The organism is Ruegeria sp. BE10, assembly GCF_056538905.1.
On record NZ_JBQFTX010000001.1, the window covers coordinates 625107 to 651257 of the forward strand.

Consider the following 26151-nt stretch of genomic DNA (forward strand, 5'->3'; position numbering starts at 1 on the left):
CATGACCGCTCAAGCCAACTTGCCCATGAAGCGTCCGCTGCTGCGCCGTGTTTTACAAGCTTTTGTCGATATTCGTGAACTGACGCTGATCGTGCTGATCGCCGCCATCATCATCGTGATGTCCAACGTTAATCCCTATTTCCTCAGCTTCTCAAACTTTCGAGCCGTGGCCGTGGGCATGGCCCCCACTGCGATCATCGTGATCGGCATGGCGATCCTACTTGCATCCGGCGGGTTCGATCTTTCCGTTGGATCGGTTATGGCTTTGTCTTCCACCGTCGTAGCCATGCTACTTTTGACTGGCATGCCAATTCCGCTCGCGGTGGTATGCGGACTAGTGCTGGGTGGAATTGTCGGTGTAGTGAACGGTTTGCTGGTGACCGGCCTCGGGATCAATCCGCTTATCGCGACCCTAGGCACGATGTCGATCGCGCGAGGCATCGCTCTTGTCCTGACCGAAGGTTTTTCTGTCTCAAGCCTGCCAGCATCATTTGCCTGGATCGGCAAAGCTGACATCGGCGGCTTTCCTGTAATCGTCTTGTTCACCATTCTGCTCGTCGTCCTGTTTGACCTGGCCGTCCGCCATACACGCTTTTTCCGTCAGGTCTATTTCATCGGCGCCAATGAAAAGGCCGCGATGTTGTCAGGCATCCATGTCACACGCGTTCGTATCATTCTGTACGCACTGACCGGTATTCTGGCTGCTTTGGCGGGTGTATTGCTGGCCTCCCGCCTGATGAGCGGTACGCCCACGGCAGGTAACGGTATCGAACTTCAGGTTCTGGCGGCGGCTGTCATCGGTGGCGCATCTCTACGCGGCGGCGAAGGTACTATTCTTGGTGCTTTCCTCGGCGTCGTTTTCGTCGCGTTGATCAACAACACCATGACGATGCTGGCCGTATCGATCTACTGGCAGATGATCGTCATCGGCGGGGTACTCGTTACAGCGGTCGCCTTGGACATGCTGATCCGAAGCAAACGGGGCTAAGCCCGAAGCTTTCCAAAACTTAACAACAACCAATGATCCAAAACAGGGAGACTACGATGACTGAATTGAAGGTGAATCGGCGCAGGCTGCTGACAGCGGGCACCACCGCGGGATTGGCCGCAGCATTCGGACTGCCCATGCTGTCCAAAGAAGCCATGGCGCAAGCGGCCGGCAAGGAGTATGTGTTCCTGTCCATCGTCACGCAGGTGCCGTTCTGGGTGGACTATCGAAATGCAATGGAAGACCTTGAGGAACTGATGGGCATCAAGGCCACATTCACGGGCCCCTTGGATTTCGACACGGCCGCACAAGCACGCCAATTGGATGAACTGATCGCAAGACGTCCCGCAGGCATCCTTATCTTCCCCGGTGATCCGGCCACTCTGGCCCCCGGCGTCGAACGTGCGGTCGAGGCGGGCATTCCGGTCACATGTTGTATTGGCGATATTCCCGACAGTCCCCGGTCCACATTCCTTGGTATCAACGGCGTTCAAGCAGGACGTGTCGGCGGCGAAATGCTTGCGCAAGCGATTGGCGGGAAAGGCAAGGTTATCCTCGGCACTTTCCCTGCCCCTTCCACATTGGAGCGTGTCGAGGGGTACAAACAAATCTTTGCTGAGAAATACCCAGATATCGAGGTCGTCGACGTCGTCAACGATAAGGCCGACCCGTCTTATGCACCGACAGCCTATCTTCAAGCCATTCAGGCGAACCCGGATATTGTTGGCATTGGCGGTACGGACGGCGACAGCGGCAAAGGCGCTGCAATTGCCGTTAATGAGGCGGGACGCAAGGACATAAAGATCGTCGCGATGGACCGAAATGATGATATGCTTCCCTATATCGAAGACGGCACAATTCACGGCGCAGTGGCTCAGAAATCCTATCTTGAGATCTTTCTCGCCTTCCACATGATGCATTGGCAGAACACTGACGCGCTGAAGGTCTTGCCCGATTGGAAGGCGGCTGGCATCAATCCTTTGCCAGAGCGTGTTGAAACCGGGGTTATGCCGATTACGGCCGAAAACGTCGTTCAGTTCAAGCACACCTAAGGGATTGTCCCGGTGCATTCTATCGCGCCAGGAAACCGATAGGAGGGGGTACATGTCGGACAGATGGAGCGTTCTTCACCTGCGGCAAAACGATCTGCAGCTGACACTCCTGCCCGGCATCGGGGGCCGCTTATGGGATGTGAATTTCCAGGGGCGCTCCCTCCTATTTCAAAACACAGATCTCGACGGGTTGGAGGTCGATGACACGCGGCTTACTGATCTGCCCACACGCTCTCCACAATTTGGTTTTCCACTCTGGGGCGGCGAGAAGACTTGGATCGCCCCAGATGCATCCTGGGTAAACGGCGCTCCGTTTCCCGTGTTGGACAGCGGCTCTTACCAGATCACTTCAAGAAGCAGCACTCGTATCGACATGACCAGCGCAGTATGCCCGACCTCGCACTTGTCAGTGTCGCGCCGCATCACGCTGACCTCGGCGGAAAGCTGGGAAATAGAACACATCGTGGTCAACCATGGGACCTCCTCGCGCCTGACCGGCATTTGGTCAGTCATGATGCTTAACACCCCCACCAAGATCGGTGTCGAAATGGAGGGCCCTGCGTTTTATCCTGTTTTTGGCTCTGCCGAAGGGATGATAGCCACGCACGGCAATGGCATTGTCGTGGATTGCAACAGGCAGCAGGAATTCAAAGTCGGGTTACCGAACCCCAACGGTCGTATACTGATGCGGTGCGGCCATGATGCCCCCTTGCTAATGTGCTCGGTACCAGAACCTCAACAGGGCGATCAATTTGCACACGACTATCCGTTTGAGGTCTTTAATTCAGCCGATTACGCCTATTGCGAAGCGGAGTGGCACTCCCCGGCACGCAACCTCGCGCCGAATGAAACGCTGAGTTTTCGGCAAACGTTCCGCGTCATAGCGGAGGAAGATGCAGCCCAAATGCCATTGGGACTCACAAACAACAAGGAGTTCCTGTCATGCATGTCTTGATTACAGGCGCTGGCGGGCATCTCGGCCGCAAACTTTTCGACGCGCTAGAAAGCGAACCAGACTACGTCGTTTCCGGCATCGACATTCGCCCCGTAGATCATCCCGACATACACACTGCAGACCTGTCCGACGACAGCAGTTGGGTCAGTTTGCTTAAGGGAGTGGACGTTATTGTGCATCTAGCTGGTGACCGAGAGCCCTCCGCCACCTGGGCCTCCGCGATCAAACACAATATGGATGCAACGCTTTCCCTCTATCACCATGCGGCAGCCATGGGCGTCAGCCGCGTGGTTCTTGCCAGCTCCAACTGGGTCCACGGCGACAAAAGGTTCACGCATGAGGTGCTCAACAGCACGACACCACCAGGGCCAGTAAACGCCTACGGCATGTCAAAGCTATTCTGTGAACGGACAGGGGCTTATTTCGCTGAGCATCACGGACTGTCGGTCATCTGCTTGCGCATCGGCTGGACGCAATGGACTCACGGCAACCAACCCGGCACACACATGGCGATGGGCCGGTGGGGTCAGGAAATGTGGTTGAGTGATCGGGACTTTCTAAGCGGAATGCGCGCCGCAATAGATGCCAAGGATATTTCCTTCGCAGCCCTAAACCTAATGTCAGTTAACCCGGGGATGCGCTGGGATATCACCGAAACGCGGCAAGCGATTGGCTACTCTCCAAAGGACGGAAGCCCCGCGAAAACAACAGTGGGCATTGTCTTAAGATCCACGCTGAAACGGCTGTTTACAGTCCGACTCCCCAGCTATTTCACGACACATTTTCCGGATTGGTAGAGTACAAGGTCCGGGCATTGTTGCGTCTCGCACAATCAGCTTCCGAAACCTCCTATCGAATTAAGGGTGCTGTCAGACGAATTCGAACCAGTCTCAGTTTGCCGCGGAAACCGTGATTCTACCCGGAACAAAGTTGACGTCACTCGCTAAGAGCGGCGGCGCGGGTCAGCTTGAAGGTATCTCGGCTTGCGAGCGATCCTTCTTGGTTGAAGTGGTTGTAGACAGAGGAGTGGACCGAGACGAATTTCTGTAGACTTCGCATGCGCCTGAACCGTTGCATGGCGCGTTCGCGTCGTCGGAAAGGAAGGTGTGAATTCTCGACGCGGTTATTGAGCCACCTTCCCGTCTGCTGTTTTTCGGCAGCGCCGAGCTCTCTGAGAGCGGCCCGACACGATGCGAAGCGATCCGTGACGACGTTTTCCGCTTTACCGTGCCGCTTCATCAATTTCTTGAGGAATTTCAATGCCGCCTGCTTGTTTCGGCGTTTGGTAACGACGGCTTCCAGCACTTCGCCCTCATGATCAACGGCCCGCCAAAGATAATGCCGCTTACCATTTACCTTCACGAAAACCTCGTCAACGTGCCACTGCCATTTGGAGAACGAGCGCAGCTGCTGAACACGATTCCGCCTTATCTCAGCAGCAAACATCGGGCCAAACCTGTTCCACCAATACCGGACAGTTTCGTGGCTCACGTCGATCCCGCGTTCGTGCAGCAGATCTTCGACATTCCTAAGCGAGAGCGGGAAACGGATGTACAGCATCACCGCCAAGCGGATAATCTCGGGATTGGTTTTGAAGTACTTGAAAGAGGCGGGTCTGGTCATGGGCAAAAGCTACGCAACACCCCTGCCCCGCTCAACCCAAGTTCTTCTGACAAGACCCACGCAGTTTGGTAAATGTCGGCTCTGGGCTCAGAGCAGCCGTTCGCTGCGCGGAGCATCAGCGACCGTTGTGCGGACAAAGTAGCCGTATGGTTTCAACACCCAGTGACTACCTTTTGTTGAAATTAGTCTAAGACCATTGGTGCCTTTCAGTTCTCGGGCGTATACCAAATTGGCGAAGTGTACGCGCGTTCCTGCGTTGACGTCGGAACCTCCGCAGGTAGTTCGTCTCCGAACCGAACGGAGTCGTAAATTGTCCACCTCGGTGTGGGAATTTCCAAGACACGGGCATAGTAGAAAGCCCTAACTGAAGGATCGAAATTAGGATCCTTCCAAACAGTGATCAGCTCTGGAGACCCTATAGAGTTGGTAAACGTGCCCGTTGCAACATCCACGGTGTTCCCCACCGCTGGCAGGTTGCCGTCCGCATCAGGTTCTCGGTCTCCCGACCAAGCCACGTCATAAACCCGCTCTTCAGTATCGCCGTTGGCATTTAACCAACCCTTCACAATCTGAATACGGTCGAGATTGCCGGAAAATGGGTCTTTTAGGGCAGCGATGAGGAAAGTTGGGGCGTCTGCGCTCTCAGGGGTTTGTGAGAGGTCTCCACCCATCGGAACGCCTTTTTCGTATCCTATTTCGGCGGGCAAACGGGATCTTGCATCTTCTTCCGTAAAGTCCCAGGCACCAAAGAAACGGACCGCAATGCGACTACCGGTTGTCCCGTAAACCTCTTTCCGTTCCATGGCGTCGAATATAGCTTCGCGTGTATTGTCTTCAGCCCAAACTGCTGCGTAGCCAGAGGCCGCCATTTCCCACCCGAGAATCCTCAAGGCATCAAACTCACCAACGACATGCTGCCAACGGCCAGGTTCCGGCTCGACACCGGAGTGTTTGCCAAAGAAATTGTCTTCTTCCGCCGTTGCCAAAGCCGTATGGCTGTCAGTCGAGCCCACTACTCCGAACTTGTATGGATTGGTGCCGAGCTGAGCCTCTAGTTTGAGACCATTCTTCAAAGCCTCGCGCGCGTATTCGTACTGAAGCATCCAGTCTTCTTTGGGCGTCGGACCCAGATTGGATTTATCCCAGGTTTCATAGTCGGCAAACTCATCGTTCGGGCTGAGAAAAGGGTGAGTTTCTCCGTCACCCTTGATCTGGGTGATCTCATACATCGGCTCCCACTTAGCACGCCGCTCTGCGTAGTCTTCGGTCAAAGGTTCGCCCGTTTCCGGGTTGGTTTCCACCGGAAACATCAGGCCGTTTGAGACGTTGCCGTTGTGGGCAAGGGCAAGTACACGGCCGCCGGTCTCTAGTTCATAAGTTTCCATCCAGTCCCACAAACGTTCGGGATTAAATGTTTCTGCGGTTGTGAATGGCAGCATCTGCCGTGCGCGAATGGCATCATCTCGGTAGATCACGTTGCGGTGGAGGTTGTTGCCTCCTTCTGTGGACGTCCATTCGTACCCGATGAACGCAGTGAATGCGCCGGGGTCGTTGTGATGATCCGCAGTTTGCGTGAATTCGTCCCAAACGGATTGTACGAACCTGCGATCTGAAACAGCCTCGGGAAGAGCATCACCGGTTATACCCGCAAAGGTTTCTATGACTTCCATTGTTGCGCCGAGAGCAACATCTCCACCGGCGTTTAGACGTTCGTTCCAGTCTCGAAGTGTTGGATCACGCATCAGGGTAGAATTCCCTGCGACGATCTCATTCATGGCGCCCATGGCGTCCGAGTGATCGGATACGACAAGCCAGTCGAGGGGGCGCGATAACTGCACCCGAAGGCCGTGCGACGTAGTGACTTCCTCACCGCGTGCAAATCTATAAGCATCGTCTGGGCTCAGGATGACGCCAAACCCTCGCGCGTCGAGCGAATTTGACGTGTGCAAGTGAGTGTCACCCCACAGAGGTCGTGTAGGAAAGTCTCGACCTGCATAAGGTGAGAAATCAGCGGGCGCGGGTTCGCGCATATCATCAACCGATATGGTCATCTCTCCGACTTGCCCGCCTTGTGCGGCCTCTTGAGCATTTGAAGAACTTGATAGGAATGCTGCGGAAACTATTGCTGTCGATGTCGTCAGAAAAAACTTCATTTGAACCTCCCAGACGCGCTTAATGCCAGCCTATGGCAACATCTGAGCCGACTGTTCGTCAAGGAAAACAACGGTTTTTCTTAGATGAGCTCAAAAGATCTCAGGAGAGGTTCGACTAGTCCGGGGCCGCAGCTTCGCCCTTACCTCTGGTGCTCAGCCGCGGTGAAAAAGTACCGCAATGATACGACGTTATTGACGACTGGTGACTTGGTTCGTCAGTCTTGAGTCCGTGATCTTGATTGGAGACGTTGTTATGAAGTGGTTATCGCGAACATTCCTGCTGTCCTTGTCTCTTCTATTTGCCACGGGCGCTTCAGCTCAAGATAAACCCAACATCGTATTCATATTTTTAGATAATTTTGGTTGGGGCGAACCTGGGTTCAATGGAGGCGGCATAATCCGAGGTACAGCGACCCCCAAGATGGACGCCCTCGCTGCAGAGGGGCTACGACTCACAAACTTCAACGTGGAAAGCCAGTGCACGCCGTCCCGTGCAGCGACCATGACAGGACGATACGGTATCCGAAGCGGCAACCACACGGTCCCACTGGGCGGCGGCGTCTACGGCCTAACTCAGTGGGAAATCACGATGGCGGAGATGCTAAAGGATGTGGGATACAACACGGCCATGTACGGCAAGTGGCACCTTGGCTGGACCGAAGGACGCTATCCAACGAATCAAGGATTCGACGAATTTTACGGAGTTGAGACCACTGACGTTACAGTCTGGCGCACCCTTCCGGGATTTGCTGAAGCCAACTTGGAAGAGCCTGTTGTGATGCAGGGTGTTGCAGGCAAGCCAGCAACCATCGCGCGGGACTACGATCTCGACTATCGCGGCGAGATAGACGGCGAACTGACGAAAAAGGCTATCGACTTTATCGAAGCGAAGAGTTCCGAAGACGCGCCGTTTTTCATCTATCTTGCATATACGCAGACCCACTATCCAAATATCGCGTCCGAGGAGTTTGATGGCGCCACTGGAAACGGCGTCTGGGCAGACATTCTGCTTCAAACAGATAGCTATATCGGACGCATCGTTGATGCGATTGAAGCGGAAGGCGTTTCCGACGACACCGTGGTGATATTCACCGCTGACAACGGCCCCGAAGCTCTTCCAGTTGGAAATGCCAACGTCTCGCCGGTTCCTGCTGTACATGGTACAGCCGGGCCTTGGCGCGGCACTCTGTTCACCAGCCTCGAAGGAAGCATGCGTGTACCCTTTGCAATCAAGTGGCCGGGAAAGATCCCTGCCGGTTCAGAAAGCAACGATGTTGTCCACTCAATGGATCTCTATCCGACACTTGCAGCTTTTGCAGGGGGCAAGGTGCCTGATGACAGGGCCTTTGATGGTGTCGACCAGTCAAAGTTCTTTCTTGGTGCCCAACCAAACTCAAACCGAGAAGGCGTGATCGTCTACATGGGTGAGCAGGTATTCGGAGTAAAGTGGAAGGATTGGAAAGTTCTTTTCAAAGAGAATACGACTGCTTTTGGTGCAACGGAGTCTTTCGACACACCAAGGGTCTACAACCTTTTGAATGATCCACACGAGCGTGAAAGCGTACTCTTCCCGCACACATGGGCAGTCGAAAAGGCGCTGCCGCAGTTGCAGGAGCACATTGCAACCTTCGAGGAACACCCTCCAATCCCACCGGGAACGCCTGATCCGTACGAACCACCCAAAAACTGAACGGCGGCTTTGTCCGCAAAGCCGTCATCCGACATTTTTTGTCAGATGACCGCGTTGAGCCCAAAACGAAAGTTCACTCGCCTAAGGCGAAGCGAGTGGTTTTGGACGATTTTGCATTAGCCTGATCCCAAGTAGCAGAGACAAACATCCAAACGCCAATCCCATAGCGAGGGCATTGGCAACGAAGATACCGCCAAACAGGGATATCGCTGTTCTTCCCGCCTGCTCGATAGACGTGTCTACTACGATTGATACCCAGTCTTTCAGGTATAATGCGAACAGGATCGAAAGCCCTACGGGCGAAATGATAAGCGCTGCACCGAGAGAGGCCAATCCTCGCCCAAGGACGGCTCGCAGTGTTGATCCTTTCAGTACTATTGCGGTTGTGAAAGCAAAAACGACAAGCGCAGAGAGCAGGACGAGCAACATGTCCACAATTGCGAAGAGGTCTTTCGTAACAGTTCCTGTAAGGGCCGAAGTGAATGGCAATAGAACGAAGGTCGCAAACCCTGCTGCAAGGAGCCCTGTGAATAGCTTTGGCAACATGCCAGACGAGCGGCTATGGCCCAGCTTTTGTTGCTTAGGTAGAGTGGGCAGAGCCGGGTCAATCTGATCCCACTGCACAGAAATTTGTTTTTGACGAGAAAGCATTACAGCCCCCTTGCATTGTTAGGTTTGAGACGACCCAGCCAGCCGCGTGTTATTGAAAATCTGGTGAGCTGGAACGGGGTTTCTTTCGGCGCTTGGACTAATGTTTGCGCGAGCTGGACATGCCGACGCGCGAGCATTGGTATCTTTGCAATTTCAGGTGATGAACAACCTGATTACGTAAGCGACATTGGCTAGGCACAAGACGCTGCCGAACCATATCGCGCCGAACCAGAAAACTTGCTTTATCAGTTTCAATGGAAGCTCTCCTCTGGATCGATCTTTCCGCGGAATACCCAGTACGTGTAGGCGGTGTAAGCAAGGATCACAGGCAGCAGAATGACGGCTCCGACCAGAGCGAAAGCCAAACTGCTGTCAGGTGCTGCGGCTTCGGCAATCGTGAGGCTTGGGGGTAGCATATAGGGATAGAAACTGATCCCAATGCCAATGAAGCACACGACGAACAAGGCAATGGCGCAGAAGAAGGGCTGATAGTCGCGCTGTGTCTTCAGGCCGCGATGAAGCATCCAAGCAATGAGAGCAACAACAGCCGGCACACACACAGAGAAAACTACACCGGGCCACGAAAACCATCTGATCAGATAGATCGGATCTTGGAACGGGGTCAAAAGACTGACGAGGCCAATCAACCCGAGCGTCATGAGCATCAGTGGACGTGCATAGGAACGCATCTGGTGCTGTATTCCGCCCGTTGTTTTCATATTGAGCCAGGTCGCGCCCAGCAAGGCATACCCGATCACCAAGGCCACACCCGATAGGACAGAGAACGGCGTCAGCCAATCCCACTGTGCGCCTGCGTACAGCCGATCTTCGACCGGGATGCCCTGGACCAGCGCGCCAAGCGTGATGCCTTGGCAGAAGGCAGCCACGGTTGAACCGCCGTGAAACGCGACATCCCACAGCCAGCGCCCACGCACCGTTCGCCACCGGTATTCGAAGGCGACACCGCGGAAAACAAGCGCAAGAAGCATGATGATAACGGGCAAATAGATCGCGGGCATCACCACGGAATAAGCCAGCGGAAAAACAGCGAACAAACCTCCGCCGCCCATGACCAGCCAGGTTTCGTTCCCGTCCCATACCGGAGTGACTGAGTTCATCATAACATCCCGATCTTTGTCGGTTTTCGCGAATGGAAAGAGGATTCCAATTCCAAGATCGAAACCGTCCAGGATCACGTAGGTTAAAACGGCAAATGCTATTATGCCTGCCCAGATTGTCGAGAGTTCAAGCATTACGCCGCCTCCGCCATAGTCGGGATTTCAATAGTTCTGTAGTTTTCCCGAGGACCTTCGGCGGGTGCTTTGCCCATGAGGCGCAGCATGTAGAACGTGCCCGCTCCGAACACGGCGAAATACACTACGATGAACGCTATCAAAGACGCGGCAACAGAAGGTGCATCCACTTGTGAGAGTGAGTCCGATGTCCGCATCAGCCCGTAAACTGTGTACGGCTGGCGCCCCACTTCGGTGGTGATCCAACCGGCCAGTACCGCTACAAACCCGCTGGGCGCCAATAGAACGGATGTCCTCTGCAACCAGCGATCGTCGTTGAGACGGCCGCGAACCCGCTGAACAAGCGACCACAAGCCGATGCCCAGCATGGCAAAGCCGATGGCGAGCATGATGCGGAAGCTGTAGAATACAATCGCGACCGGGGGTTCTTCGTCATCGGGGATAGTGTCCAGCCCGTCAAGCGGCGCGTTGGGGTCATGTTTCAGGATCAGCGATGATAGTTTCGGGATTTCGATGGCGTAGTCCACGCGCTTTTCATCTTCGTTTGGAATGCCGAACAGGATTAGCGGTGCACCTTCGGGGTGGCTGTCAAAGTGACCTTCCATCGCCATCACTTTCTGCGGCTGATGCTCCAGCGTATTCAAACCATGAAGGTCGCCGGCAACGATCTGCAGAGGGGTGATTAGAACGGCCATCCACATTGCCATCGAGAACATTCGGGTGATCTCAGCCGTGCGATTGCGCCGCAGCAAATGCCACGCCGCAACCCCGGCCACCACAAAAGCAGTGGTGAGATAGGCGGCAAGAACCATGTGCGTCAGGCGGTAGGGGAAGGACGGATTGAAGACAATCGACCACCAGTCATCGGGAATGAACTGCCCCAGTTCGTTGATGTCAAACCCAGCCGGGGTTTGCATCCAGGAATTGACCGACAAGATCCACGTAGCCGATATCAGAGTGCCAAGAGCGACCATCGCTGTCGCCATCATGTGCAAGCTCGGACCGACGCGTTCGCGACCGAAAAGCATAATGCCGAGGAAGCCTGCCTCCAGGAAAAAGGCTGACATGACCTCGTAAGCCATCAAGGGCCCGATTACAGGGCCTGCGGTGTCCGAGAATGTGCTCCAGTTCGTACCGAATTGGTACGACATCACGATGCCGGACACGACACCCATCGCAAAACCAACTGCGAAGATCTTTTTCCAGTAGTTGAACAGGTTGAGGTAAGTCCTGTCATTGTGCCATAGCCAGAGGCCATTGAGAACGGCCAAGAAGCTTGCCAAGCCGATAGAAAAGGCCGGGAAGATGATGTGAAACGACACAGTAAAGGCAAACTGGATGCGTGCCAGAGTCTCTGCGTCAAAGTTTGCGAATAAGTTCATTGCCGTTTCCTTTGGCATTGGGTTGCAAAGTGCGGCAGTGAACAGAAGTAGCTCGGCTGCCAGCTCATCGATGTCATTCAGATGAGCCGGATTTGGGTTGTTGCCTGTTTCAGTTCATTTGGGTTCTGGACGGTTGTTTTTGGGGTTTGGACAAAACCCAGTTCCCATTGGCTGGGACTGAGGCTGAAAGCTAAAACCGCGCCTTCAGGAAACAATTGCGTTCGAGGGCTCGAAACAAAGTTGCCACCCGGCTCGTTTGTGAGCTGGATGGCAACCTATCAGAAACTGTGCGAGTTCTGTGCGGGATGGTCAGTCAAACTGCGTCTGGATGCTAACAGCGCATGCTGACCGGTCGGGTTTGTTCGGCTGTGTTTCTCCTTGTTTGCTTCACTGGGGTGGTGTCTTAGTTGTTCCAGTCTTTGTGTTCTTCTTTAAAGTCGTCGCGACGCTCCTGGGCTTCGTCCTGCGCGTCTTCGAAATTGTCCTTTTGGATCGCGCCGCCTACGGCTCCGACTGCGGCACCAGCGGCCGCGCCACCTACGATGCTTTCGCCTGCGATACCGGCGACAGTGGCGCCGACAACTGCACCCTTGATCGCCTTGTCGGTGACGTAGTCAGCATGAGCTGTTGCCGCCATGGTGATCAGAAGTGCGCCTGAGATCGGGGCGATAATGAATTTCTTCGAGGTCTTCATAGGGTTCATCCTTGTTCTGGGTTAGCAACCACCGTGGCTGCTGTGTGCCATTGAACTAGGTGACCCGATGGCCCGCTTTCTTTTGGAGACGGGACAAGGTTTTGTGGATCTTGGACATCTTTCGATCCCCGGTGCCAGTCCCTCTAGCGGCCAGCTTTACGGAATCTGGCAGGCGTTTCACCTGTCCAGCGCTTGAACGCCACCGAAAAGGCGGCCTGATCCGCAAATCCAAGCATGAAGGCAACACGGGCAACACCCTCACCGCTACGCAGCATGCGTTTGGACAGGTCGCACAGCACACCTTCCAGAAGAGCCTTAAAACTTGTTCCCTCGGCCGACAGGTGCCGTGTCATGGTCCGACGCGTCAGGCCAAGTTCTCCGGCTATATCGTCGCCGTTTGGTATCGGTCCGGGAAGACGTTCGCCGAGCATATCCATTATGCGGTCGGACAGACTACGGACTGCATCAGGCTGCGCCTTCAGTTGCTCTTCTCCGTGCCTTTGTAAATGTCCCAATAAGGTGGGGTCTGCCGTTGGTATCCGAAAGCTCATGCCGTTAGCGGGCAGAGCCAAGGCGTATCCGGACTTGAAGCCTACGACATCACATCCCGCCAAATCCGCCAGCTGCCGACAGTGCTCGGCATCGTCCGTTTCCAACTCGATAGAGATCGGGGCAAGCCCGCCAGAGGTGATTTGTTGAACACGCTTATAAAGACCGAATATCAGCATTTCACGGTGGCGAGGGTATTGATGCGCCGGGATAACACTGCTCTCCAGAGTGATCTTTGGCTTTTCGGCCCCCCCCACTACGTCAAGACGCAAGTCAGGATCCTGCATTGCATAAAAGCGCTGCGTCAATACCAGCGCGTCTTCCACCGTTTCGGCTGCCCGCACGATGTAGGCCAGAAGTGTTCCGGGACCTTGCGCCGAAAGCCCAACCCGCGCTGCGAAAGTTTTGTCTTTCATAACCCGGCACGCAGTTTCAACTGTACCCGCCTCGTGAAGCAACTCGACAGTTGCGTCGGGGCTATCGCCGATATCAACGGGTGCCCCCGCCATTTCCAGGACTTCGGGAAACGGAATGCGCGCGCCGGGTTCTTGAGAATAACGCAGCCCGACGTTTCGCAGTCTGTAAGTGCTGATGCGTGGCACTTTCGCGTCCTCCCCTGAATGGCACGCAACTCCCTGCAGTCACAGCAATTGTCCAGAAGCCAACAACAAATGTCCAGAACCCTCAGGATTGCAGGCGCGACGACGGTTAGGTCCGGGTCATCAGAAAGGAAACGACCATGATCTACTTCGCAAGGTACTACCGCGTACTGAAGGCAATCCAAAACTCCGCCAAGCAAGAGTGGTCCGGGGGGAACATCCACGGTCTGCATAGTTCGCCACTTGGCGAGAAAACACCGAACGGACGTCGTTGGGATCCACCCTACGCCCCGCAGGAACAGCCCACAGAACCCGCACAACAACCAACCGAGAATTGACGTTCTCCAAACACTGAAAATCTACATGCGCAGCGTGGCTGCGTAACAAAAGGACTGAAACATGAAACCACCCGCGTTCCTGATGGCGCCCTTAGTTGGCGTCATTTCAACTCCGGCCTTTGCCGCTGGCGGCGATCCCAGATGGTGGGTCGCGCCCAACCAAACCGACACCTATGCATGGGTAGGCTTGGTCGTTCTCGCCCTTGCGATCCTGCTGGTCGTACATCTGTACGCGCGCTTTGAACGTTACACCGAACACAAGTCAATCGGCACTCCGCTGCGCACAACTATTCCGACAATGCTCACTGTCGCCTTGGCGTATGAGCTGATGCCTGCCCTGAGCCACTTCAGCAGTCTACTGCCGGGTGCCTTAATCCTGACCGCAATCGCTCGCGACTTCATGTTGTGGTGGCGTCCATCGAAAGAGGAGTTGGCAAAATGATTGAGCTTCTAGTAACCTCTTTTCCGTTTGTCCTGCGCGTGATTTACCTGAAATGGCGCGGGCTACCGGTCACCCTCTACAATGTTCACCGAGCGCTCTTCATGTGGTTCGTTCTCGCCCTGATCGTGTTCTTTGCTGTATTCTACTACTATCCCAAGTCCTACACCGGCCTCGTGCCATTCAGAACTGTTCCGGTCGTCGCCGAGAACGGCGGAACCGTTACGGACATCTATGTAAAGGGCGGCGATCGTGTCGAACCGGGCGATCCGCTGTTTGCAGTCGAGAATGCGTCGGAACAAGCCGCTGTAGATTTTGCGATGCGCAAAGTTGAAGAGATTGAAAGCGCGAAACTGGCCGCTGAGTTGCAGGTCCAGACCGCGCAGGCCGTGGTGGATGCCGCAGTTACCGCTAGAGAACAGGCTGAGCTGGTGCTGATGGATCATGAGGCACTTCAAGCAAAGGGCTCTGCGGCATTTCAAGTGAGCCAGCTGGAGCGCGCTCAAGCAACTTTGAGCACTCGGGAAGCTGAAGTTGAGGCTGCTGAAACGCAACTTGGTGTAGCGCAAGTTCAGGCGACGGCTGTTCTGCCCGCCCAACTTGCATCGGCGCGTGCATCGTTACAGCAGGCTCAGGTGGAACTCTCAAAGACCCTGACGCGCAGCTCTGTCGATGGTGTAGTTGAACAAGTTACCCTGAATGTTGGTTCACGCGCAGCGCAAGCCGCAATGAGCCCCGCCATGCTGATTGTACCCGACCGAAAAGATGTAGAGAAAGGACGCGTCGTAGCCGGCTTCTCACAGGTTTCTCGCACCGAACTGTACGAAGGTATGGCCGCAGAGGTGGCATGCGAAAGCAACTTCAACATCTCGATGCGCAACACCGTTCTTCCTGCAAGGATCGTACGTATTCAGGAGCAGATTTCTTCGGGTCAGCTCGCGCCTAGCGGTCGCCTGATTGAGCCGAGTGAAAAGGCAAAACGGGGTCAGATCGTTGTGCATCTCGATCTGGTGCACCCAGAACACCGCGAACTTTTGGTGCCAGGTAGTGGTTGCATCGTCCAATCCTACACCACCAAATTTGAAGGTGACATGGAAGGAACACTTGTTGCCCACGGGATCCAGGCTATGGGTATCATCAAGGCAGTCGGTCTGCGGGTTAAAGCTTGGTTCGGTCTGACTTCGGGTATCGGCTTGATCGGTGGTGGACACGCCTGATTTTCCAAAGACCCTCCTATTCAGCAAATGCGGCTCCCGATAAACGTTGGGAGTCGTTTCTTCTGTTTTGTGAACAGATCACATGCCAAAAAAATGTGAGTTCTGTTTCGGCTTTCTGATACCCGGCGAACGGTAGGTAGGTCCGCTCAGGTAATCTTTTGCAGGAAAATGACGACCACATACAGTAGACCGGAATGTCAGTTTTGACCGCATAGCCGCCGTCGGTTGATCGCGCAGCAGCAGTCACTATGGGCTCGAAGCGGCCATTCGCTGCTAGTTGCTCGTACGACTGCTTTGCGGACAAAGTGGTCGTTAGACTCCGGCGATCCAAGACCTTTTCTTACACAGAGAAGACGCGTTAATCCTCAATTTTTAAGTTAGCAAATTGTGTACTCAACCAGCGAGGCGAAGTGAGGTTGTCGCCATAGCGCTCCTCAATTCGGCTTTCAATCTTTTAGATATCTCGCGATCTTTGAAGTATTCAGTTTGAATGAATGTAGAAGGTCTAAAGTCCGGATCGTGAAGCAACAAATCGCGAACTGCTCGTTCAAGCTTGCAGTCATTATTCAAGTGAGTTGCGGCCGCAGTCCGATAAGCTGCCGCCCGCCGAGTGAGCCTCGCAAATTCATCCACGGTGTTAAAACAAGCCTCAAAATCATGCATGACATAGTAGGCAATTGCCTCTAGTTCGCGGCAATATTCGGGCAAAAAGGGATCAAGCATCTTTGCACGCTTTTGGTACTCAAGAGCAGTCTTTCCATCTCCGAGAAAGTTATGGAGTTCACCGGTTCGTCCGACAATGAACGCGTGATTGGGGTTTAACTCCAGAGCGCGATTGAAGTGGAACTTAGCCCGTTCAAAGTCACGAACATAGAGCGCCAAGGAACCGGCAATTCGATGGCTTTCAGCGTCCGTTTCATCCAGCTCGACAGCTAGGTTCCCTGCTTCGACCAACTCATCCCATACATCTTCACCGGTCCATTCTGCTACTGTAGCGACAGCGCATGCCCTCCACGCATGAACTCGACCATATCCTGGATCTCGTTTCAGCGCTTCGTCAAACCAATGAACTGCTTCCTGTGCATTCTCCTTTGTGACTCCACCAATCCGGTGATAGTACAAACCGCGGATTAAACATTCATAGGCTTCCAGGTCACCCGGACGTTTGCGCTGTGCCGTGGCTTCCATTTGCCGTTCGATCTGGCCAGCCACACTAGCGACGATTTTGGCAACAAGGTCATCTTGGAAATCGAAAAGATCCTCCAGATTGCAATCCGCCCGCTCTGCCCAAAGCTGTTCGCCTGACACCGCATCCGTCAGATACGCGTTGATCCGTATGCGATTTCCCAGCTTGCGAACCCCGCCCTCAAGACAGAAACGCACGCCGAGTTTCTGTCCAAGTTCACGAGCGTCCGCCGCAACCCCTTTTAACCCAAAACTAGTATTCCTGGAGATCGTGAGAATGTCAGGGAACCGGGACAACTCTGTAATGATGTCTTCCGTCAGGCCATCGGAAAAATACTCCTGCTCGGGATCATTGCTCATGTTCTTGAAGGGAAGCACAACAATTGAGTTGGTGGACTTTTGAAGTTCCGCCACGTAGGGAAGGCTACTGTCCTCGATAAGGGCGGTTCCGCAACTGTGCGTGCCAAGCTCGCCTGCAACAGCGTAGACCGTAATTGGTTCGGAAATATTTTTAAGCTTTCGGGTGCCCTTGTTCTCAAATTTGAGCTGGGCCGACCGCTTGGCGTGATCGAACACAGCATTACTTACGAGGACCATACCCGGCTCGGCTTCAGACTCAATACGACTTGCTACATTTACCCCATCGCCAAGCAAATCGTCGCCATCTACTACGACATCGGCAAGATGGACCCCAACCCTGATTTCTAGTCCAATCTCTCGCTTGGTTACTGGTGCAGCGAGTTGAAGTTGTAAGTTGTAAGCACAGCGAACAGCCGCCACCGGGCTAGAAAACTCCAAAAGAAAGCCATCACCCGCGCGGTTGAAGACCCGCCCATTGTGCGTGGACGCAACAGTTCCGATTAACTCGTTTAACAGTGTAACACGATTTATCGTGTCGACTTCATCTTCACGCATTCGAGTGGAATAACCGACAACATCAGCGGCCAAGATCGTAGACAATCTCCTATTCATATTGAAGGTTCCTTTTGCGCATAAATTTTAAGCCCTAATGCACGATTGCCCCATAGTAAGCCATTTGACTTCAAGAGTCTGCAAGGGGGGCTGTCAGACGAATTCGAACCAGTCTCAGTTTGCCTCGGAAACCGTGAAGCTATCCGGAACAAAGTTGACGCCACTCGCTAAGAGCGGCGGCGCGGGTCAGCTTGAAGGTATCTCTGGTTGCGAGCGATCTTTCCTGGTTGAAGTGGTTGTAGACGGAGGAGTGTACGGAAGCGAATTTCTGTAAACTTCGCATGCGCCTGAACCGTTGCATCGCGCGTTCGCGTCGTCGGAAAGGAAGGTGGGAATTCTCGACGCGGTTGTTGAGCCACCTGCCCGTCTGTTGTTTTTTGAGCGCGCTCAGCTCTCTGAGCGCGGCTCTGTATGAGGCGAAGCGATCCGTGGCGACGGTTTCCGCTTTACCGTATCGCTTCATCAATTTCTTGAGGAATTTCAATGCCGCCTGCTTGTTTCGGCGTTTGGTAACGACGGCTTCCAGCACCTCGTCTTCGTGATCAACGGCCCTCCAAAGATAATGCCGCTTACCATTCACCTTCAGGAAAACCTCGTCAACGTGCCACTGCCATTTGGAGAACGAGCGCGGTTGCTGAACACGCTTCCGCCTTATCTCAGCAGCAAACATCGGGCCAAACCTGTTCCACCAATACCGGACAGTTTCGTGCCTCACGTCGATGCCTCGCTCGTGCAACAAATCTTCGACATTCCGAAGCGAGAGCGGGAAACGGATGTACAGCATCACCGCCAAGCGGATAATCTCGGGATTGGTTTTGAAGTACTTGAAAGAGGCAGGTCTGGTCATGAGAAAAAGCTACGCAACACCCCTGCCCTGCTCAAGCAAAGTTCTTCTGACAAGACCCCCTGTTCTTGCGAGAAAATTCCCTGTTCCACTTTTTAGGGAATTTTCATCATAAGCTATTGGAAAATATAGAATTGTGACATCTGAAATCTCGGGTTCCAGACTTGTTTTGCAGAAATTCCCTGTAAATTGCCGGGTATCAGGGAAATCTGGCTCAAAGCGACCCCGCCAAAATGCGACACTGAGACTGGCGCTGAGTTGTCCTCTGAATGTACAGTCTGCTCCGTCTCTGATTGAAAGCGCATGCGCCAACGCGCGGGAATTGCGGCACAATTCCGGGCCAGAAAACAAAACTGAAGTGAGACAGGTATGAGTGGCGGGGAGACAGGGATTCGAACCCTGGGGACGCTCTCACGCCCAACGGTTTTCAAGACCGCCGCATTCGACCACTCTGCCACCTCCCCGCGTGGGGCTGGGTCTAAGGCCAACTGAAATCGGTGGCAAGAGCAAATAGGGAATTCTCGCCTAAGCATGTGCAGTGGTCTTTCCATGACACCTCACCCACGTTATGCTTTGCAGGAAAGACCGTAACAGACCGGCAAGACAGAACCGGCAATTGGCGGCGGGGTTCAGGAAACGAGACCCCTTCAGGCAAGGGATGACAAAATGAAGCGAGCGACTGAGACACGCGTAAAACCGCGATCGTGGGCGGTGCTGGCCGTGACATTGGCAATTCTGGCGGGGTGTGACGAGACACTGTCGACCGAGGAAGCATTGTCGGACGCACCAAGTGACGGCACCCAGACCAGCGGTACCGTCGAACTGTTTCCCGGTCATTCAGACAAATCAGGCGCAACGGTCGAAGCGCCAGAGGCCTTCAATGTGACCGAGGCCGCGCTGTGGGATGGGCGTCCGTCCTTGGGCGGTATCTGGGTTGCCCACCCGGATGTGACCCAACCCGAACGCGTTGTCATCAAGAATCCGAAAAACAACAAATCTGTGAATGGCGCCTTGTTCCGGCGGGAAAGAAACCTTCCCGGCCCGGCTTTACAACTGTCCTCTGCGGCCGCTGGCAAGCTGGGTATCCTTGCAGGTGCGCCGACCAAGGTTCAGGTTACTGCCCTGCGGCGCAAACCCGTAGAAAAAGAAGAACCCAAGCCCGAAGAAACCGCGACAACCGAGAATAAATCGGTCACCGATGAAGCAAAATCAAAAGACGCAGCCATAGAAACGGCTACGGCAGATGCCGAAAAGCCCACAAAGCGGAAATGGTGGCAAAAGAAGGAAACGGTTGCCGCAGCAGGTGCAGCCGGAGTCGCTGCAGCGGCAACAGGCGACGCCGCAGCTGAAGCAACCGCCGATGCCGCGGAAGACGTGGTTGAAACCGCAGCTCAGGCAACAGCGTCACCTACTCAATCTGACCCCGAAGTCACCTCGCCCGAGGAAAAGCCAGCCAAACGGAAGTGGTGGCAAAAGAAGGAACCGGTTGCCGCAGCAGGCGCAGCCGGAGCTACCGCGACGGCAACAAGCGACACCGCAGCTGAGGCAACCGCTGATGCGGTGGGAGAAGTGGTAGAAACCGCAACTCAGCCCACCGCGGCCCCCTCTCTGTCTGACCCCGAAGTCACCCCACCCAAGGACAAACCGGCCAAACGGAAGTGGTGGCAAAAGAAAGATCCTAACGAGATCACTGAAACACCGCTTGACCCCGTTGCAGGTGCTGCAGCCGCGATTGAAGCGGCCGACCCCACCCCGGTAAGCGCGCCTGCTCCGGCGGCTCAGGATCCAGCACCACGATCTCTGACCAAGCCGTTTGTTCAGGTTGGAACCTTCAATGTCGAAGCCAATGCCAAGAGCGCGGCGCAAAAAATTGAGCGGAACGGAATGACTGCCAATGTTCGCGAGCTGAAGACCGACGACAAAACGGTCTGGCGCGTGCTGGTTGGCCCGGCGAAAACCCGCTCGGAACGCAACGCATTGCAAAGCGACGTCAGAGACCTTGGGTTTTCCGACGCGTTCTCTGTCAAGAATTGAAACAAAGGAGGCCCCTCGTGCTGTCCTCACTGCGATCATCCGTTTTGACCCTTGGGCTGGCTGTGTTTGCCCTGCCCGCCCAAGCCTTTGATACAACAGCCCGCGCGGCATATGTGGTAGACCAGACCACAGGTACGGTTCTACTGTCCAAAGAGGCCGATCTGCCCCTACCGCCTGCCTCTATGTCCAAGCTTATGACGCTTTACGTAGCGTTCGAGGCACTGCGCGATGGCCGCCTGACATTGGATGAAACACTGCCGGTTTCGGAACACGCCATGAGCTATGGCGGCTCAACCATGTTCTTGAACACGCAGGACCGCGTCCGGGTCGAGGACCTGTTGCGCGGCATTATCGTACTGTCGGGCAACGACGCTTGCGTGGTGATCGCCGAGGCGCTCAGCCCTGACGGAACCGAGGCTGGGTTTGCCCGATACATGACGCAACGTGCGCAGCAAATGGGCATGAACAATTCCAACTTTGCCAACTCGAACGGCTGGCCGGCTGCCGGGCATATGATGTCCACCCATGACCTGGCTGTGTTGGCAAATCATCTGATTTCGGATTTCCCGGAATACTACCCCCTGTTCGCCGAGGAAGAGTTTGAATTCGATGGCCGCGCGCCGTCGAACAAACGCAACCGCAACCCGCTGCTCAAGCTGGGGATCGGCGCTGACGGTCTAAAGACCGGCCACACGCAAGAGGCCGGGTATGGCCTTGTCGGGTCGGCCAAACAGGGTGACCGTCGGGTGATTTTTGTACTCTCAGGTCTCGACAGCACCGGCAAACGGGCAGAGGAGGCTGAGGCCGTGGTTAACTGGTCGTTTCGAAATTTTGTCGAGAGGACAGTTGCCAATGCGGACACGCCAATAGCCGAGGCCAAGATCTGGATGGGCGCGCAAAAGACCGTGGGTCTGGTCCCGGAAGAGGACCTGTCGCTGCTGTTCCCAGTTCTGGGTGACAAGAATATCGAGGCCGAGGTTGTCTATGACGGGCCGGTCAACGCGCCAATTGAAAAGGGCCAACAACTGGCTGAGCTGGTTATCAAACCCGAAGGATTGCCGGAAATCCGCCGCCCATTGGTGGCGTCTGAAAGCGTCCCGGCCGGAGGCTTCGTGGTGCGTATGATGACCGTGGGCGGTATCTTTCTGACCGATGTGATCGGCAATCCACTGGACGCATTGTGACAAAGCCCGGGTTGTTTCTGACCTTCGAAGGCATTGATGGATCAGGCAAATCATCGCAGGCACGCATGCTGGCCGAGCGTTTGCGCGATCTTGGTCATGAGGTCGTGCTGACGCGCGAACCCGGTGGCTCGGTCGGGGCCGAAGAGATCCGCCGCCTGGTTTTGGAAGGCGACCCCGACCGCTGGTCGGCCGAAACGGAATTGCTGTTGTTCACTGCCGCGCGGCGGGATCATTTGGAGCGTACCATTGAACCTGCCTTGGCCGCGGGAAAAGTGGTCATCTGTGACCGATTTGCCGATAGCACTCGCATGTATCAGGGCCTGTCACGCGGCGATTTGCGCGGGGTGGTTGATCAATTGCACAGCTTGGTGATCGGGCGCGAACCCGATCTGACACTGCTGATCGACATGGACCCACAAACCGGCCTGGCCCGCGCCAAGGGGCGACAGGGCACAGAAGAACGGTTCGAAGATTTCGGCATCGATCTGCAGCAAAAGATGCGCGCCGGATTTCTGGCGCTGGCCGATGAGTTTCCGGACCGCTTTCGCGTGATTGACGGCAATCGCGACATGGACAGCGTTGCACAGGATGTGACAGATATCGTTCTGCAAGCTTTGTGACTGACGATAGATGAGCGACGATACCCCAACCCCGGATCAGGCCCCCGGTGCCCCGCACCCGCGCGAAACCCAGCAACTGTTTGGGCAAGCCGCGGCTGAACAGGCATTTCTGAGCGCCTACACCTCGGACCGGCTGCACCACGGCTGGCTTTTGACTGGCCCGCGCGGGGTGGGTAAGGCAACCCTGGCCTGGCGGATTGCACGGTTTTTACTGGCAACGCCGCCGATAGAAGAGGATGAGCTGTTCGGTGCCCCTCCGCCACCTGAAACCCTTGCGGTTGATCCCGAACATCCGGTCGCACACCGCATACTGGCCGGGGCCGAGCCGGGGCTGGCCGCCATCACCCGATCCGTGAATGATCAGGGGCGGTTGCGGAACGAAATCGTCGTTGATGATATTCGCAAGCTGGGGAAATTCTTCGGTCTGTCCTCGGCCGATGGCGGGCGGCGTGTCGTAATCGTCGATTCAGCGGATGAGATGAATGTCAGCGCGGCTAACGCCCTGCTGAAAATGCTCGAAGAGCCACCTGCGCGCACGACATTACTGTTGGTTTCGCACCAGCCGTCACGCCTGTTGCCAACGATCCGATCCCGTTGTCGAACCCTGCGCCTTTCTCCACTTGGACCTGAGGATATGCAAGCCGCCCTCGTGCAAACGGGTGCGGACCTGCCCGCGCAGACCGACCATTTGGCGGCGCTGGCCGCCGGGTCGGTCGGCGATGCGGTGCGGTTGATCAATCTGGGTGGGTTAGAGATCTATGCTGAACTGATCGCCATTCTCGGCACTCTGCCCCGCATGGATCGCCAGCGCGCGTTGGCTTTGGCCGAAGCCGCTGCCCAACGCGGTGCGGCAGAGCGGTTCGAACTGCTGCTGACCCTGATCGACGTCGTCCTGTCGCGCCTGGCGCTGACCGGCGCAACCGGTGCGCCGCCACTACCCGCGGCTGCGCCGAATGAGGCGGAAACGCTGTCACGTTTGTCCCCATCTCCGCATCAGGCCCGTCAATGGGCCGAGGTTGCGGCGACAATCACGGCCCGCGCGCGCCATGGTCAGGCGGTGAACCTTGACCCTGCCGCTCTGGTCCTAGATACGGTGTTCAAGATACAGGAAACCGCCGGTCAGAGCAGATGAGCGACACCCCCCAGATCACCGACAGCCATTGCCATCTGGACTTCCCCGATTTTGAGGGGCAGCTGGACCAGATCATCGCCAATGCCGCCGAAGCAGGCGTGACCCGCATGGTCACGATCTGCACCCGCTTGCGCAACGAACCCACCATTCGTGCCATTGCCGAGGCACACGCGCCGATCTTCTATGCCGCAGGCACCCATCCCATGAGCGCCGCGGATGAGCCGATGGCCACGGTCGACGAACTGATCGCGCTGTCCCGGCACCCGAAATTTGTCGGCATCGGCGAAACCGGTCTGGATTACCACTACACCGCTGACTCAGCCTCGGTACAAAAGCAATCGCTGCGCGTTCATATCGAGGCCGCCCAGCACACCGGTCTGCCGCTGATTATCCACGCCCGCGCAGCCGATGATGACATGGCGCGCATTCTGGCCGAGGAACACCGCAATGCGCCCTATTCCTGCGTAATGCACTGTTTCTCATCCTCGGCGGAACTGGCCCGCGCTGCGCTGGATCTGGGTTTCTACCTGTCCATGTCCGGCATCACCGCCTTCCCCAAAAGCCAGGAATTGCGCGATATCTTCGCTGCCGCGCCCGTCGACCGCGTTCTGGTGGAAACTGACGCCCCCTATCTGGCCCCGCCGCCTTATCGCGGTAAACGTAACGAACCGGCCTATACCGCCCACACCGCCCATAAAGGGGCCGAAGTGTTCGGGTTGGACTATGCCGATTTCGCTGCCCAGACGCAGGCCAATTTCGACCGTCTGTTCACCAAGGCCGCAACCTACAAGGCGGCTGCATGACCCAGCTGCGCTGCACCATCCTTGGCTGCGGCTCGTCCGGCGGCGTACCGCGACTGGGCGGGCATTGGGGGGATTGCGATCCGCAGAACCCCAAGAATATTCGCCGCCGCTGTTCGATGCTGGTTGAACGTGACGGGCCGGATGGCACGACCACGGTGCTGATCGACACCACCCCCGACATGCGCAGCCAATTGCTGAGTACTGGAACAGGGCGTTTGGATGGCGTGGTTTATACTCATTCCCATGCCGATCACGTCCACGGCATCGATGACCTGCGCATGATCGTCTATAACATGCGCGAGAGAGTATCGGTCTGGGCCGACGGTGATACCCAGAACGCCCTGCTGGGGCGGTTTGGGTATGCCTTCATCCAACCCGAAGGCTCTCCCTATCCGCCGATCCTTGACTTGAAATCCATCGACGGCCCGTTCGAAATCGACGGCCCCGGCGGTTCGATCCCGTTTCACCCCTTCAAGGTCAATCATGGCTCGATCGATTCTTTGGGTTTTCGGATGGGTAAGCTGGTGTATCTGCCGGACGTCGCCGAACTCTATGACGACGCATGGCCTATGATGGAAGGGCTGGACTGTCTGGTCATTGACGCCCTGCGCCGCAGCCCTCATCCCACACACGCCCATCTGGATAAAACGTTGGAATGGATCGATCAGCTGAAACCCAAACGAGCGGTTCTGACCAACATGCATATCGACCTCGACTATGTCACGGTTGACGCCGAAACCGCCGATCACATCACCCCTGCATATGACGGTATGGTGATCCATCAGGATTTATAGGGCACTGCCGTTGCAGCCCGCGAAACACTCTGGGGCGGCTGGATGCTGCAAACTCTGATCGAAGTTATCCTGCCGGTATTTCTTGTGATCGGTGCCGGATACACCGCGACCCGTCTGGGGTATTTCAAAGAAGCCCATGTCGAAGGGTTGATGAAATTCACCCAGGGCTTCGCGATTCCCTGCCTGCTGTTTCTGGCCATCGCACATCTGGATCTGAGCGCCAGTTTCGATCCCCGGCTACTTGGCAGCTTTTATGCCTCCGCAGCCCTGTGTTTCACCGCCGGGTTGTTCGGCGCCCGCCTGATCTTTCACCGCGAGTGGGAAGATTGCGTCGCCATCGGCTTTTGCTGTTTGTTCTCGAACTCGGTTTTGCTGGGCCTTCCGATCACGGAACGCGCCTTTGGGTCCGAGAATTTGGACGGGAACTACGCCATCATCGCCTTCCATGCGCCATTTTGCTATGCCATCGGCATCACGGTGATGGAAGTTGTCCGAAACCGGGGGAATGGCGGCAGGCGCATGATCCGGTCGGTGATGTCGGCAATGTTCCGCAATGCGCTGATCCTCGGTATCGCGCTGGGATTTATCGTTAACCTTTCAGGAATTGGCGTACCTTCAGTTTTGGACGAAGCGCTTGGCCTTATTACTCGTGCCGCCCTGCCCGGCGCCCTGTTTGCGCTGGGCGGAGTTCTGGTCAAATACAAGCCCGAGGGCGATCTGCGCGCGATTGCCTATGTCTGCTGCATTTCATTAATCCTGCACCCCGCCCTGGTTTGGCTGTTTGGGACCTCTGCTGGTCTGCCTCAGGATTTGTTCCGCTCGGGCGTTCTCACAGCGGCGATGGCGCCCGGCTTCAACGCTTATATATTTGCCAACATGTACGGACACGCAAAACGGGTGGCAGCCTCATCCGTTTTGATTGGAACGGCGACCTCGATTCTGACGGTCTGGTTCTGGCTGACACTTTTAGGTTGATGGCTCCTTAGTTTGGATTGACTCT

Annotated in this window: 24 protein-coding genes and 1 tRNA gene; 14 read left to right on the top strand and 11 right to left on the bottom strand. The window is 55.6% G+C overall.

Features of this window, described 5'->3' with window-relative positions:
* Window position 1 precedes the first annotated feature (1 nt).
* The 4 genes from ACR0M2_RS03105 to ACR0M2_RS03120 are packed head-to-tail and all read left to right on the top strand — an operon-like array spanning window position 2 to window position 3792.
* On the top strand, window positions 2-988 hold the full coding sequence (locus ACR0M2_RS03105; protein ID WP_174818509.1) for an ABC transporter permease: 987 nt from the start codon (window positions 2-4) through the stop codon (window positions 986-988).
* A 56-nt stretch (window positions 989-1044) separates the two neighbouring features.
* Window positions 1045-2040, top strand: coding sequence for a substrate-binding domain-containing protein (locus ACR0M2_RS03110; protein WP_480704009.1), 996 nt, complete (start codon window positions 1045-1047; stop codon window positions 2038-2040).
* A gap of 52 nt (window positions 2041-2092) precedes the next feature.
* Window positions 2093-2995, top strand: coding sequence for a hypothetical protein (locus tag ACR0M2_RS03115; RefSeq protein ID WP_480704010.1), 903 nt, complete (start codon window positions 2093-2095; stop codon window positions 2993-2995).
* The gene (locus tag ACR0M2_RS03120) at window positions 2983-3792 is read left to right on the top strand and encodes an NAD-dependent epimerase/dehydratase family protein (RefSeq protein ID WP_480704011.1); all 810 of its coding nucleotides are present in this window, start codon (window positions 2983-2985) and stop codon (window positions 3790-3792) included. The genes ACR0M2_RS03115 and ACR0M2_RS03120 overlap by 13 nt, the downstream gene beginning before the upstream one ends.
* 139 nt (window positions 3793-3931) lie before the next feature.
* Here the strand turns inward: ACR0M2_RS03120 and ACR0M2_RS03125 are convergent, their stop codons facing one another.
* Both ACR0M2_RS03125 and ACR0M2_RS03130 read right to left on the bottom strand, forming a co-directional pair.
* Window positions 3932-4618 carry an IS6 family transposase gene (locus ACR0M2_RS03125; protein ID WP_226688812.1) on the bottom strand — a complete coding sequence of 229 codons (687 nt, stop codon included), beginning with the start codon at window positions 4616-4618 and terminating at the stop codon, window positions 3932-3934.
* A 206-nt stretch (window positions 4619-4824) separates the two neighbouring features.
* Complete coding sequence (locus tag ACR0M2_RS03130) at window positions 4825-6771, bottom strand: DUF3604 domain-containing protein (protein WP_170362887.1); 1947 nt, start codon at window positions 6769-6771, stop codon at window positions 4825-4827.
* 202 nt (window positions 6772-6973) lie between these two features.
* On the opposite strand from ACR0M2_RS03130, the gene ACR0M2_RS03135 reads away from it, so the two are divergent.
* Window positions 6974-8461 (top strand): arylsulfatase, encoded by a 1488-nt coding sequence (locus tag ACR0M2_RS03135; RefSeq protein ID WP_480704012.1) that lies wholly within the window; start codon window positions 6974-6976, stop codon window positions 8459-8461.
* A gap of 81 nt (window positions 8462-8542) precedes the next feature.
* On the opposite strand, the gene ACR0M2_RS03140 is transcribed toward ACR0M2_RS03135, so the two are convergent.
* From ACR0M2_RS03140 to ACR0M2_RS03165, 6 genes are all read right to left on the bottom strand, one after another.
* Complete coding sequence (locus tag ACR0M2_RS03140; protein ID WP_480689293.1) at window positions 8543-9112, bottom strand: hypothetical protein; 570 nt, start codon at window positions 9110-9112, stop codon at window positions 8543-8545.
* A 153-nt stretch (window positions 9113-9265) separates the two neighbouring features.
* Window positions 9266-9367 carry a DUF2474 family protein gene (locus ACR0M2_RS03145; RefSeq protein WP_170348197.1) on the bottom strand — a complete coding sequence of 34 codons (102 nt, stop codon included), beginning with the start codon at window positions 9365-9367 and terminating at the stop codon, window positions 9266-9268.
* Window positions 9364-10365, bottom strand: a complete 1002-nt coding sequence (cydB, locus tag ACR0M2_RS03150; RefSeq protein WP_170374659.1) for a cytochrome d ubiquinol oxidase subunit II — start codon at window positions 10363-10365, stop codon at window positions 9364-9366. Before cydB ends, ACR0M2_RS03145 begins: the two co-directional genes overlap by 4 nt.
* Complete coding sequence (locus tag ACR0M2_RS03155) at window positions 10365-11747, bottom strand: cytochrome ubiquinol oxidase subunit I (RefSeq protein WP_480704013.1); 1383 nt, start codon at window positions 11745-11747, stop codon at window positions 10365-10367. The genes cydB and ACR0M2_RS03155 overlap by 1 nt, the downstream gene beginning before the upstream one ends.
* 403 nt (window positions 11748-12150) lie before the next feature.
* Window positions 12151-12441 (bottom strand): glycine zipper domain-containing protein, encoded by a 291-nt coding sequence (locus ACR0M2_RS03160; RefSeq protein ID WP_170362899.1) that lies wholly within the window; start codon window positions 12439-12441, stop codon window positions 12151-12153.
* 143 nt (window positions 12442-12584) lie between these two features.
* Window positions 12585-13592: a helix-turn-helix domain-containing protein gene (locus ACR0M2_RS03165; RefSeq protein ID WP_480704014.1), complete on the bottom strand. Its 1008-nt coding sequence runs from the start codon at window positions 13590-13592 to the stop codon at window positions 12585-12587.
* Between the two features lie 396 nt (window positions 13593-13988).
* On the opposite strand from ACR0M2_RS03165, the gene ACR0M2_RS03170 reads away from it, so the two are divergent.
* The gene (locus ACR0M2_RS03170) at window positions 13989-14369 is read left to right on the top strand and encodes a hypothetical protein (protein WP_170347760.1); all 381 of its coding nucleotides are present in this window, start codon (window positions 13989-13991) and stop codon (window positions 14367-14369) included.
* A complete protein-coding gene (locus tag ACR0M2_RS03175) occupies window positions 14336-15583 on the top strand; it encodes an HlyD family secretion protein (protein ID WP_217353028.1) in 1248 nt (415 codons plus the stop codon). Before ACR0M2_RS03170 ends, ACR0M2_RS03175 begins: the two co-directional genes overlap by 34 nt.
* A gap of 393 nt (window positions 15584-15976) precedes the next feature.
* Here ACR0M2_RS03175 and ACR0M2_RS03180 read toward each other — a convergent pair whose 3' ends face one another.
* The 3 genes from ACR0M2_RS03180 to ACR0M2_RS03190 all read right to left on the bottom strand — a co-directional run bounded on the left by ACR0M2_RS03180 (window position 15977) and on the right by ACR0M2_RS03190 (window position 19048).
* On the bottom strand, window positions 15977-17716 hold the full coding sequence (locus ACR0M2_RS03180; RefSeq protein WP_264187097.1) for an adenylate/guanylate cyclase domain-containing protein: 1740 nt from the start codon (window positions 17714-17716) through the stop codon (window positions 15977-15979).
* A gap of 163 nt (window positions 17717-17879) precedes the next feature.
* A complete protein-coding gene (locus ACR0M2_RS03185) occupies window positions 17880-18587 on the bottom strand; it encodes an IS6 family transposase (RefSeq protein WP_480704015.1) in 708 nt (235 codons plus the stop codon).
* A 371-nt stretch (window positions 18588-18958) separates the two neighbouring features.
* Window positions 18959-19048, bottom strand: a tRNA-Ser gene (locus ACR0M2_RS03190).
* 202 nt (window positions 19049-19250) lie between these two features.
* Between ACR0M2_RS03190 and ACR0M2_RS03195 the strand changes: the two genes are divergently transcribed.
* The 7 genes from ACR0M2_RS03195 to ACR0M2_RS03225 are packed head-to-tail and all read left to right on the top strand — an operon-like array spanning window position 19251 to window position 26126.
* Window positions 19251-20618 (top strand): SPOR domain-containing protein, encoded by a 1368-nt coding sequence (locus tag ACR0M2_RS03195; protein WP_480704016.1) that lies wholly within the window; start codon window positions 19251-19253, stop codon window positions 20616-20618.
* A 17-nt stretch (window positions 20619-20635) separates the two neighbouring features.
* Window positions 20636-21802 (top strand): D-alanyl-D-alanine carboxypeptidase family protein, encoded by a 1167-nt coding sequence (locus tag ACR0M2_RS03200; protein ID WP_170348191.1) that lies wholly within the window; start codon window positions 20636-20638, stop codon window positions 21800-21802.
* Entirely contained in the window at window positions 21799-22422 is a 624-nt protein-coding gene (tmk, locus tag ACR0M2_RS03205; protein WP_170348190.1) for a dTMP kinase, read from the top strand. Before ACR0M2_RS03200 ends, tmk begins: the two co-directional genes overlap by 4 nt.
* 10 nt (window positions 22423-22432) lie before the next feature.
* Window positions 22433-23554 (top strand): DNA polymerase III subunit delta', encoded by a 1122-nt coding sequence (locus ACR0M2_RS03210; protein ID WP_480704017.1) that lies wholly within the window; start codon window positions 22433-22435, stop codon window positions 23552-23554.
* On the top strand, window positions 23551-24357 hold the full coding sequence (locus ACR0M2_RS03215) for a TatD family hydrolase (RefSeq protein ID WP_480704018.1): 807 nt from the start codon (window positions 23551-23553) through the stop codon (window positions 24355-24357). Before ACR0M2_RS03210 ends, ACR0M2_RS03215 begins: the two co-directional genes overlap by 4 nt.
* A complete protein-coding gene (locus tag ACR0M2_RS03220) occupies window positions 24354-25151 on the top strand; it encodes an MBL fold metallo-hydrolase (protein WP_170548103.1) in 798 nt (265 codons plus the stop codon). Before ACR0M2_RS03215 ends, ACR0M2_RS03220 begins: the two co-directional genes overlap by 4 nt.
* 42 nt (window positions 25152-25193) lie before the next feature.
* Entirely contained in the window at window positions 25194-26126 is a 933-nt protein-coding gene (locus tag ACR0M2_RS03225) for an AEC family transporter (protein WP_480704019.1), read from the top strand.
* The last annotated feature ends 25 nt before the right edge of the window (window positions 26127-26151 follow it).